This window comes from Calditrichota bacterium (assembly GCA_016867835.1).
Lineage (GTDB): Bacteria > Electryoneota > AABM5-125-24 > Hatepunaeales > Hatepunaeaceae > VGIQ01.
The window spans coordinates 1-2730 of record VGIQ01000189.1; the positions used below are offsets into that span (position 1 = coordinate 1).

The following is a 2730-nucleotide window of genomic DNA, read 5'->3' on the forward strand; positions in this document are numbered from 1 at the left end:
ATGCTAATGATGGATTCGGTTACGAGGCTGGCGATGGCGCAGCGTGAAGTCGGTCTCGCCATCGGCGAACCGCCGACCAGCAGGGGCTATACGCCGTCGCTCTTTGCGATGCTCCCGAGGCTGCTGGAACGTGCCGGAGCCTCAGAGAACGGCTCGATCACCGGACTCTACACGGTGTTGGTCGAAGGCGACGATATGAATGAACCGGTTGCCGATGCCGTCCGGTCGATCCTCGACGGGCACATTGTGCTGTCGCGCAAACTGGCTTCGCAGGGCTGGTGGCCGGCCGTCGATCCGCTTCCTTCGGTGAGCCGGGTGATGCCCGATGTAGTGTCGCCGGAGCACCGGCGGGCCGCGGCGCGGCTCAAGCAACTACTGGCAGCCTGGCGCGATGCCGAAGACCTGATAAACATCGGCGCCTATGAGAATGGCGCCAACCCCGATGTCGATGCCGCCCTAAAACTGATGCCCGACATCAGAGCCCTGCTGGGACAGGAAATGCACGAAAGTGAAGACTACGAAATCGTCGTCGATCATCTCATCGCCATCGCGGGGGCTTCGGAGGCGGCCCGATGAGCCGGTTTCGGTTTCGACTGCAGAAGGTGCTTGACCTGCGCGAGAGTCTGGTCGATCAAGCCGAGCGAAAACTGGCTGAGGCGCGTCGTCGGGAATCTGAAGAGAGGCAGAGTGTCGCGGCAGCCGAGGCGGCTTCGGATGAAGCGATGACGCATCTTAGAGCCACCGTTGGCCGGACGTTCAAAGCCGGTGATGCAATAACGATTGCCCGGCATCAAGGCGCGCTGAAGGAGTGTGTCAAAGCGGCGAGGGTGCGCCTGGCTGAAGCCGGCGAGGTCGTCAGTGGCCGCCACTCTGAACTTGTCAATGCGGCGCGAGATCGGTCGGCGCTCGAACTACTTCGCGACCGACGGCTCACCGAGCACCGGGTAGAAGAGACCCGACGCGAACAGACGATCATCGATGAAGCAGCACTCAGGACTAATCATTCGGCACGCCGGATCAAGGACTTAAGTGGCATCTGAAGAAGAACAGGACCTAACCCCTGAGGAACTGCGGGCGGTCGGCAAGGGAAACCGCAAGCCGCTGCTGATCATCGCCCTGGCCGGACTGGCCGGGGTTGCAGCGCTCTGGCTGCTCCTCAAGTCCAGCGATAGACCGCAGCAACCAATACCGACAGCGCACGAACAGCGTCCTGCTCTAACTGTTGCCGAGCATGATGTCGATTTGGGCAGCGTTACCGGGGACACTTTGGCATCGGCGCTTCCCAATGATACAGCGGAGCCCATTGACCTGGATGCAGGTCACGACCTGGCGATTGCCGATTCGGTGCCGCAGGAAGATCTTCCAAGCAATCTGCCCGAGTCGGATTTTGTAAAGATGCTAAAGGCGGATGTCTCGGACGAGGAGTTGCTTGCGATCCCGACTGGTGAAGAAGATGCGCTATTGGCTGCACACCTTGAAGGTGTTCCAACTGCGCTTTACGGATTGCACAGTGCGACTTCCGATTCTGAGGGGATCATTCAGTTCATTCCCGTTGATTCATCGGTCATCATTCAGACGGCATTGGCAGCCTACAAAGACTCGGTAGCGCAGGTGCTCGACACGACGATGCGAGCCGGCAGCGAAGCGCGAGCGGCGCTCGAGCAGTTGTCAGGTGCCAACCGGCAACTCTCGGACCGGCTGGCGCGAGTGGCAGCAAAAGTCGATTCCGCCCGTGCCGCCGAAGTGAAGCGGCTCGCCAAGATCATTGAGTCGATGCGACCGGCTGCCGCGGCGCAGATGCTTGCCGAACGTTCGCCGGATGAAGTGTCGGAGATCCTCTTCAAAGTGAAGCCGCGTGCAGCGGCGTTGATTCTGCAGGAAATGGCGCCCTCGCAGTCGTCCGGCGTTGCTGCACGGGTGGTGCGCAAATGAGCGGTGCGATGACACTGCTGAAGGCTATGCTCGGGCTTCCCAAAACAGGTCCGATTGTAAGCGTTGCGCCTGCGGTAATAACCAGGTATTTTTCGTTCCGACCGAAATTCGATGCGCACCTTGCGGCTGCCTCCAAGGATGAACCTCGGTTGGCTCTGGCGGGAGCGACCAGCGCTGTAATACCGCTTCAGATTCCGGTGGCTCCGCAGGTGATAACGCCTGGGGAGAGTCCGTCGGACCACGCGACCATCCAGGACCCGCCGCCTGAGCAATCACATCGCCAAAAATACGTCACCACGAGCGCAGCGAAGCAATCTCCTGTTTCGCCCCGCCAACCCGTCATTGCGAGCGCAGCGAAGCAATCTTCCGTCGCTGCAATGCAACCACTCATCGACACCGGTTTCAAGTTGGGAGTGTTGGCGAATAGTGACGTCGTTCCCGCGAAGGCAGGAACCCAGTCAAGCCAATCAAGTCTGGATCCCCGCCGGCGCGGGGATGACGATGCCGGATTGCAGCGCTATTCTTCCCAAGCGGATACTAAACCGCCCGTCATTGCGAGCGCAGCGAAGCAATCTCCTGTTTCGCCAAGCAAGCCCGTCATTGCGAGCGAAGCGAAGCAATCTCCTGTTTCGCCGAGTCAGCCCGTCATTGCGAGCGCAGCGAAGCAATCTCCTGTTTCGCCGAGTCAGCCCGTCATTGCGAGCGCAGCGAAGCAATCTCCGGTTTCGCCGAGTCAGCCCGTCATTGCGAGCGCAGCGAAGCAATCTCCGGTTTCGCCGAGTCAGCCCGTCATTGCGA

General features: G+C 60.3%; 4 protein-coding genes. All 4 read left to right on the forward strand.

The genetic code is table 11. The features are described from left to right. On the forward strand, positions 1-576 hold a 576-nt coding region (locus FJY67_11910), incomplete at its 5' end, for a hypothetical protein (protein MBM3330152.1). Next, positions 573-1040 (forward strand): flagellar export protein FliJ, encoded by a 468-nt coding sequence (fliJ, locus tag FJY67_11915; protein ID MBM3330153.1) that lies wholly within the window; start codon positions 573-575, stop codon positions 1038-1040. The genes FJY67_11910 and fliJ, both read left to right, overlap by 4 nt. Continuing rightward, positions 1030-1932 (forward strand): hypothetical protein, encoded by a 903-nt coding sequence (locus tag FJY67_11920; GenBank protein ID MBM3330154.1) that lies wholly within the window; start codon positions 1030-1032, stop codon positions 1930-1932. Before fliJ ends, FJY67_11920 begins: the two co-directional genes overlap by 11 nt. 8 nt (positions 1933-1940) lie before the next feature. Continuing rightward, a partial coding sequence (locus tag FJY67_11925; protein MBM3330155.1) for a hypothetical protein occupies positions 1941-2730 on the forward strand: 790 nt, incomplete at its 3' end.